Consider the following 7,000-nt stretch of genomic DNA (forward strand, 5'->3'; position numbering starts at 1 on the left):
CTTTCTTTGCATAGGTTATTATTGCTTACGCCATGTCATTTACTACGTTCATTCCATGCAATCTTTAAAAGTAATACTATAATATCTATCACTATCATATCTGTTAATAGGATTATTTATAGTTTAGTTTTTAATTATTTTGCGAAGCACCGAACGAAGTGAGGTAATGTTTTATCTTTATTACTGTTAATAGAGTTAATTACAGTTATTTAAGTTTCTGTACTCTATAGCTTATCAAACCACCCAATTTTACAGTGCCTCAATTGTAAAATTTTTGAAAGGATTCATGAAAGCAAGCGTACCAAGGGTTCAAGACGTTCACAATTTAGACACATTTATAAATGGCGGTCTCCGTGAACCTGAGGGAATTACATGATCTTTGTTAATCAGTGGGTTAATCCTTGAAAAAGGGATTATTAAACTTATAAATCCGCACCTTATGTGATTAAGGATTAACCATGTGATAAGAATGGGCTTTGTTGAGGTTTATAATCACACCGTCTTGTGATTTACTCTTTCCTCACTAAAATATGATTTTAAAACAACACTAGACCTCTCAGAATTAAATCTGTGGGGTTTTATTTATTTTCGGATACAAAAACAAATAAACGAATTTAAGACGCTGTACGAGGCAATATGAGGCGTTAAAATGGACGTGTAGTGGATAGGCGGTGCACAATGTTGTTTTTCTGTAAAACATAGGCGTAGCAAGGGTTTTCGCTATATTAGGATTAGTCGATTTAGTGCAATTCTTCACTTTTTACCGCTTCCTTGCCTTCTATACACAACAGTCTCAGAACTTTTTAATTAGCACAATAAAAGACCACACTATTAAAGTGTAGCCTCGTATTCTTTCACTTTCTTATAGAAGGTCGCTTTCTTCATGCCGATAGTGTCCATAAATGCCACCGCTGTTATTTTTCCAGCTTTCCATTCTTTGTACAGCTTGTTCCATTCCTTAGGAAGTGCCATAACTGGACGTCCTAGATGTTTGTTGGGGTCTTTCTTAGCAATAGCGATACCTTCAGCTTGACGTTGTTTAATATTTTGACGTTCCTGTTCAGCCATAGAAGTATAAACCTCGATAATGATGTTGTTAATCATATCAATAACCCACTCTTGTCCCTCAGGTACGTCTTGCATTGTAGTAGGAAGGTCTATAATCTTTACCCTAATCCCTTTTTCCTTAAATTGATTAAGGTAGTCCTTAATTAGTTCCTTATTACGTCCTAGACGGTCAATAGATTTAATATAAAGCGTGTCGCCTTTCCTCATTGCTTTAAGCATGTCTTGAAATCCTTTACGTTCCATATCCTTACCACTGGCTTTATCACTGTATATGTAATCCTTGTCTGTTACATAGTTTTTCAAAGCTTCATATTGTCTATCCAAATTCTGTTCTTTAGTTGATACACGCATATAGCCAAAATTGATTCCAGTCATTATTAAAACCACCGTTTCTATTAGTTGATAAATTTAATATACATCAACCGTCTATAAAGGTCAATTACTTTATGTACGTTTATAAAGGTTTATTTTCTTTATTTTATAGACACTATAAGGACAGTTTTTTTACCGTCTATTAAGGTGTACCTTTGTAGACTATTACTTTAAGTTATGAACCTGCTATTTGTAATGGATTTAATATTGTATACTAATCCAAAGGGGGGGGCTGTTAATGAATAATGATGGGGGTTCTTTATACAATAGGTTACCGTTAGAAATGTTAGCAGGTTTTTATTACCACATAAGCAAAAATATAGAGAATGGAATTTTATCTAATGCTATGTACCATGAAATAAATCTGATTGAACAAGTAGCCATAAAAAGGGGCATCTCATTGATAGATTTATATAATCAAGGTTCATTTATGAAATGATATACATAGATTTTTTTAGAGGTAAATTAAAGGGTAGCAATATTATGTTGTTACCCTCTTTACTATTATGTACGTTTATCAAGGGGGAATGGCTAGGGCATCGTTATGACATGGCTAACACCTAGATAATACACGTCACTACACATAGGCATATAGTAGGGCATGGCACACGAGGGCAACAGTACCAGTACTAACACCAGTATGAGTACTGACATAAGTACCAGTACTGAAACCAGCGAGGCACGAGGGAAGGACAGGGCATGGCAATGGCAAGGCACACGACACGAGGCGAGGACAACAGCAAGCAAGGAACAGCGAATGAAACAAGAACAAACGAATAAAGAAAGCAAAGAAACAAGCAATGAACAAACAAGTAATGAATGAGATCAGTGAGGATATTGGCGATAACGTTGTGCGAGGACGGTTGCGACGCCTACTATATTTTTATATATAGATACCCCACCCTAGGGGGGCTGGGGGTGTATATATGGCTGGTCTGGTCTCCGCTACAAATTCACACCAAAATTGAAACCTTTCCATGCACAATCACTCTAATAGCGTTATGCGAGTCACCGAGATTCGCAATTCTGCCTCAATAACTTTAGCTTTACGTACTAACACCTGCTAAATGGATTGTACAGCGTTATATAGAGGTGGGGTGGTTACGGTTCTTGCTAAAATAGAATATCCGTTTCTTGAAAAATAAATTTGGCGAATCGTTGGGAATCCTTTTCGGCACAATTTGGGCTGGTATAATGGTATAAGATAATTTTGGGAGGTCTAGCTGCCATGACAGAAAATGAGAAATTGATTCAACAGATATATGAAATGGTAACGGATATGGCACAGGACGTAAAAGAGTTAAAGGGTGAAGTGAAAGAAATGCGTGGGGAATTAAAAGAGTTCCGTAACGAGTTCACTGACTTTAGAACTGAAATGAAGGGATTCTATTCTGAGTTTCGTAACAATCAAAAAGAAATTATGGGGGGAATCACTACATGGCAACAGAAAAGGAAATGGAGTTAGCAAAACAGATACTAGTAAAGTTAACAGAAATGGAGACTACATTAGATAAAATAGATGGTAAGTTAGGTAAGGTGGAGGACAGTTTAGATATAGTGGACAGTAGAACGGATAAGTTAAATGGGGAAACATCAACCTCAGTAGACGGTAAGTTGGACAATTTAAGAGGTGTACATAAAGGACTAAAAGCTACATTCGAACAGGGCTTTGCGGATGTAAACAAGGGCTTGGCTGAAATAAAAGATAATATAAGTGGGACAAAGGGACAAAAGCAAAAGGGACAATTAAATTAGTCCCAACCTTTTGCACTCTTGTAGCTTTTGTTTTCGTGTCACATTTGCGGATACCTTACACTGTTCATCTAGGTACAGTCGATTAGGTTCGCTTTGAATTGATGTACGTTTATCATTACATATAATTTTTTCCCAGTATACCGAACCATCTGCGAAAGTGACTTTACAATTTCTTATAGTCGGTTTCTTATACCGGTACATAGCTGCATTACTTTTTACATCCAGTCTCATAATGTTTGTATTTCGTTCTTTTGTATATTGTTCCATTTCTCCGTATCTCCTTAAATGAAAAAGAGACCACCAATAAAGGTGATCTCAGTTTGATATTTAGAATTTATCGACGGTCATTCATTGCAAGTCCCGCCCTAGCACGTTCTACCTTTGCTTTAATTTCCTTCTCCAAATGTTCCTGTCTAATTTTCTCTTTCAATGCTTCAGCATCTCTTTGACGTTGAAGAAGTATAGCTAAATTGTTTCCTAGTTCGTCCTGGTCTTCTTGTGTCACTTTCTTCTGTTCATAGACAGAAAAGCCACTATTCATAGGTACGATGTTCTCATCACGGCGTAGTTGGTCAACGGCTGTTCCTAATGCCATACGAACCGTTAACGGTAAGTCTTTGATTTGTTCATGTGCCTCAGCGTCTCCATTTGCTAATGCTTTTACTAATTCAGGATTAAAGTTTGTCATAGTTTAGTACCACCTTGTTTTTGTATTTTCTTTTGCTTCCCAATATTTAGCGATAAATTCACGTTGTTCCTCAGCTGTATCTAATCGACTAGCTAAAGTTACAACGCCTTGTTTTTCAACTTCTTTTGCAAGTAGTTGAAATTGTTCCTTTTGTTTCCGTCTGTCTTTGATAGTTTTGAACAATAAGAAAAACCCCCTTTACATATAGGTACTTGCGATAAAGGAGGTTTTTGGGACACTATTTTAATATTTTTTTTTAATTTGTTATGTAGCTGTACTTTAATCCCATAATTAACATAGGAGATTTGCTGAGGTTATTTCTTCTTCATTCTTGCTAACTCTTTTCGAATAGCTGTTTCCACTATTTCATAAATATTCGTATCATGTATGACAGCTTGTATCTTTAATTCTTTCATGAGTTCCACATCTATATCAAAGGATGAACGCTTTCTAATTACACTCTTTGGTTCTAAAGTTCTTACGTTCGTTTGTTCTTTCGTTGTTGCTACTTCTTGTTTGCCCTTCTCGATTTCCTCAATAGCTTTTCCAACGTTTGAAGGTTGTAACGTTGGTTCTTTAGTTGTAACGTTCGCTTTGGCTTTCCTTTTGGTTGGTGCTACAAAGTCATATAAAGATTGTTCTAACACGATTTCGTCAGTTCCTTCAGCAAGATACCAGCCACGTTTTCCACTGGTATTATAGCAACCAGCTTTCTTTAATCCTTCAACAGCTTTCTTTTCACCAACTTCAAGATATTCTTTGGCTATTTCAGCCACTTTCTTAGTTTGAGTTAACTCTAAAATGTCTTTTATCTTCATGTTATTCACCTCTAAATTTGAAATTGAATACCTGATCTTTTCTTAAATAAGTCACCTTGCCTCATTCTATTATACTTTTACCGTATATCGTAACAAGAATAATAATATTGAAGAGTGCTTGATTTTGTAGGGGAGATAGAGGTAAAATGAGAACAACTTCATATGGACGGAAAACACAAAGAAAACCATTTCCTCCATGTTAACGTTTCTCAGGCGTTAGCACTTCACTGGAAATGGTTTCTTGTAACCTAGTGTACTCAGCACTAAGTTAAATTTGTTAGACCTGACAGACACAGGACTAACTTGGTGAATCCATTGTAACCTTTAATGATAGATATTTCAACTAGTAAATAGTTGTCAAAAATCTACTACTTTTGATAGGAATTTACAAAGGGCATTATCACTTTAACTTGTGACGGTAAACAGGTTATTGCGATAATGCCCTTATTTGTGTTCTGTTCACCGTGGAATTGCCTGCAAACCACGTTAAAAACTGTTTCCTGCTTTATATCTGTCGTGAGATATGTATATTGTAGATTGGCTTGCTATCGGTCGTGCGGAAAGTACTTAGTATGCTTTTACAAGGATAGCACCCCTCACTGAAATCCTGTTCTTTTGGTGAGGGTAGGCGAGAACTTGCCTAGGCGTGTAGTCTGAAAGGTTCGGGTGGTTATCGTTAGCATTACGGTGCTAGGGAGTGCATTCAGTTTGTCATTGTGGGACGATAAGCAAGGGACAAGCCATTGTAAAAGGGTGTATGCGGTGAAAATCGCTGAGTGAACAGGGTCTTTTGACCGACCAACGAGGTGCGGTATGGTAGAGACGCTTATCCATCTATTTTGATTGATTACTTTTTGTAGTCTTTCAAAGTAGGGGATAAGTCTGCCTATTTCCCTCCCTGCCTCGGCTTAGTATGGTAAAGGGCGTCAAAGAAAAGTCAAGTGATTTAAGTGATTTAAAAGACTTATTTCCACTAACCACGGCTAGAGGAAAATTGAAGTAACTACCACTAACGATGATAGAGGAAAATAAGGCTTAAATGATATACAGATTAAAATCATAAAGGGGACGTGATGAAAATGAGATATACAAGAAGTAAAGGGGCAGAGAAGGCATTTCTTAAAGAGGATAGATATGTAAGTTCGTGGGAAGTGGCTGAAAAGAAGTATCAAAGTAAGTTGAAAAAGAAGAAACGTAAAGGTAAAAGAAAGAACTAAAATAAGGGGGCTAATTGTATGACACCTGAGGAAAAGAAAGAATTACAGCGTCAAAAAAGGGCTAAGAAGAATCAAGAGAAAATGGCATTGGAAAGAGAAAGAAAAAGAGAGAAACAGCTTAAAAATGCTGATAGGGAGAAAGAGAAAGCAAAAAGAGAGTATGAGGCAATGAATAACATTGTTAAGGACAGTACTCAGGCTAAGAAGGTTAGGGGAAAGTTTGAAGAGAGGGCAAAACCAACAGTAGGGAAATCTAAAAATAATAAGAAGTGGGAACAGAAAAGGGTAGAAAGATATAATCAGCGTGTTTGGAGAGGCTGGCGTGAGTCTGAAGGTAAAGAAGCACCAGTAATTAGCTATAACATTGAGGATTTAAAGGATAAATAGGTATAAAGAAATTCCCACTAATCAATTAAGATCAACAAATAAGGAGAAATAGGAAAAAGAGAAAAAGCGTCTAGTCACTAAGACTAAACGCAATAGGTAGTAAAGAGAAGGGGAGTTTTCCCCATAACTTTAAAAACATTATATCAGGAAATTACGGTATAAGAAATAAAAAAGGACGCTTAGTTATTGGACTAAACGTCAAAGTGAATAGATAATCAAAAAAAAATGAGTACGATGGTTCTAGAGAGGAGAATGATTCTCCAATTTATTATGAGTATATCATAGAATGATACTATAAAGAAAAACAAATAATTATTAAGTTGGCTAATTGTTATGAGGAAATAAGTGAATTATGTAAGGTATGTAGAGAAAAAGGCATAAAGAAAAGTCCCACCAATCAACAGTAAGATCGGTGGGTGATTATATGGAGGTATATATATTTTTATTATTATGATGCGGATAAGATTTGTATGTATGGTATACATTATACCTAAAAGGAGATTCTATGAACTTCTTTATGACAGCTTTAAAGTATACAGCAATTACAATTGGATGGATTTGTTTATTATCAATTTGGTATGTTACTTTCTTTGCATAGGTTATTATTGCTTACGCCATGTCATTTACTACGTTCATTCCATGCAATCTTTAAAAGTAATACTATAATATCTATCACTATCATATCTGTTAATAGG

At 35.9% G+C, this 7,000-nt stretch carries 10 protein-coding genes; 5 read left to right on the forward strand and 5 right to left on the reverse strand.

What is annotated here, in order from left to right; genetic code table 11:
* Positions 1-831 precede the first annotated feature (831 nt).
* On the reverse strand, positions 832-1,443 hold the full coding sequence (locus ACTFNE_RS27170; protein ID WP_095691841.1) for a recombinase family protein: 612 nt from the start codon (positions 1,441-1,443) through the stop codon (positions 832-834).
* A gap of 235 nt (positions 1,444-1,678) precedes the next feature.
* Between ACTFNE_RS27170 and ACTFNE_RS27175 the strand changes: the two genes are divergently transcribed.
* The 3 genes from ACTFNE_RS27175 to ACTFNE_RS27185 all read left to right on the forward strand — a co-directional run bounded on the left by ACTFNE_RS27175 (position 1,679) and on the right by ACTFNE_RS27185 (position 3,195).
* Entirely contained in the window at positions 1,679-1,879 is a 201-nt protein-coding gene (locus ACTFNE_RS27175) for a hypothetical protein (protein WP_042631209.1), read from the forward strand.
* A gap of 789 nt (positions 1,880-2,668) precedes the next feature.
* Positions 2,669-2,905 carry a hypothetical protein gene (locus tag ACTFNE_RS27180; protein ID WP_270706554.1) on the forward strand — a complete coding sequence of 79 codons (237 nt, stop codon included), beginning with the start codon at positions 2,669-2,671 and terminating at the stop codon, positions 2,903-2,905.
* Entirely contained in the window at positions 2,878-3,195 is a 318-nt protein-coding gene (locus ACTFNE_RS27185; RefSeq protein WP_270706553.1) for a chromosome segregation protein SMC, read from the forward strand. Before ACTFNE_RS27180 ends, ACTFNE_RS27185 begins: the two co-directional genes overlap by 28 nt.
* Here the strand turns inward: ACTFNE_RS27185 and ACTFNE_RS27190 are convergent.
* From ACTFNE_RS27190 to ACTFNE_RS27205, 4 genes are all read right to left on the reverse strand, one after another.
* A complete protein-coding gene (locus ACTFNE_RS27190) occupies positions 3,187-3,462 on the reverse strand; it encodes a hypothetical protein (RefSeq protein ID WP_270706550.1) in 276 nt (91 codons plus the stop codon). The genes ACTFNE_RS27185 and ACTFNE_RS27190 overlap by 9 nt on opposite strands.
* A gap of 67 nt (positions 3,463-3,529) precedes the next feature.
* On the reverse strand, positions 3,530-3,883 hold the full coding sequence (locus ACTFNE_RS27195; protein WP_270706548.1) for a hypothetical protein: 354 nt from the start codon (positions 3,881-3,883) through the stop codon (positions 3,530-3,532).
* 3 nt (positions 3,884-3,886) lie between these two features.
* A complete protein-coding gene (locus ACTFNE_RS27200; RefSeq protein ID WP_270706547.1) occupies positions 3,887-4,066 on the reverse strand; it encodes a hypothetical protein in 180 nt (59 codons plus the stop codon).
* Positions 4,067-4,197: 131 nt separating this feature from the next.
* Positions 4,198-4,701 carry a hypothetical protein gene (locus ACTFNE_RS27205; RefSeq protein WP_270706545.1) on the reverse strand — a complete coding sequence of 168 codons (504 nt, stop codon included), beginning with the start codon at positions 4,699-4,701 and terminating at the stop codon, positions 4,198-4,200.
* Between the two features lie 1,079 nt (positions 4,702-5,780).
* On the opposite strand from ACTFNE_RS27205, the gene ACTFNE_RS27210 reads away from it, so the two are divergent.
* Both ACTFNE_RS27210 and ACTFNE_RS27215 read left to right on the forward strand, forming a co-directional pair.
* Positions 5,781-5,918, forward strand: coding sequence for a hypothetical protein (locus ACTFNE_RS27210; RefSeq protein ID WP_270706543.1), 138 nt, complete (start codon positions 5,781-5,783; stop codon positions 5,916-5,918).
* 18 nt (positions 5,919-5,936) lie between these two features.
* Positions 5,937-6,305, forward strand: coding sequence for a hypothetical protein (locus ACTFNE_RS27215; protein WP_270706541.1), 369 nt, complete (start codon positions 5,937-5,939; stop codon positions 6,303-6,305).
* Positions 6,306-7,000: the final 695 nt, after the last annotated feature.

The organism is Bacillus cereus group sp. MYBKT111-2 (assembly GCF_051915205.1).
Taxonomy (GTDB): Bacteria; Bacillota; Bacilli; order Bacillales; family Bacillaceae_G; genus Bacillus_A; species Bacillus_A paranthracis.

Coding starts and splice junctions, on each gene's coding strand:
- ACTFNE_RS27185 (WP_270706553.1), top strand. CDS start 2,878: ATGGCAACAGAAAAGGAAATGGAGTTAGCAAAACAGATACTAGTAAAG.
- ACTFNE_RS27170 (WP_095691841.1), bottom strand. CDS start 1,443: ATGACTGGAATCAATTTTGGCTATATGCGTGTATCAACTAAAGAACAG.
- ACTFNE_RS27205 (WP_270706545.1), bottom strand. CDS start 4,701: ATGAAGATAAAAGACATTTTAGAGTTAACTCAAACTAAGAAAGTGGCT.
- ACTFNE_RS27210 (WP_270706543.1), top strand. CDS start 5,781: ATGAGATATACAAGAAGTAAAGGGGCAGAGAAGGCATTTCTTAAAGAG.
- ACTFNE_RS27180 (WP_270706554.1), top strand. CDS start 2,669: ATGACAGAAAATGAGAAATTGATTCAACAGATATATGAAATGGTAACG.
- ACTFNE_RS27215 (WP_270706541.1), top strand. CDS start 5,937: ATGACACCTGAGGAAAAGAAAGAATTACAGCGTCAAAAAAGGGCTAAG.
- ACTFNE_RS27195 (WP_270706548.1), bottom strand. CDS start 3,883: ATGACAAACTTTAATCCTGAATTAGTAAAAGCATTAGCAAATGGAGAC.
- ACTFNE_RS27175 (WP_042631209.1), top strand. CDS start 1,679: ATGAATAATGATGGGGGTTCTTTATACAATAGGTTACCGTTAGAAATG.
- ACTFNE_RS27190 (WP_270706550.1), bottom strand. CDS start 3,462: ATGGAACAATATACAAAAGAACGAAATACAAACATTATGAGACTGGAT.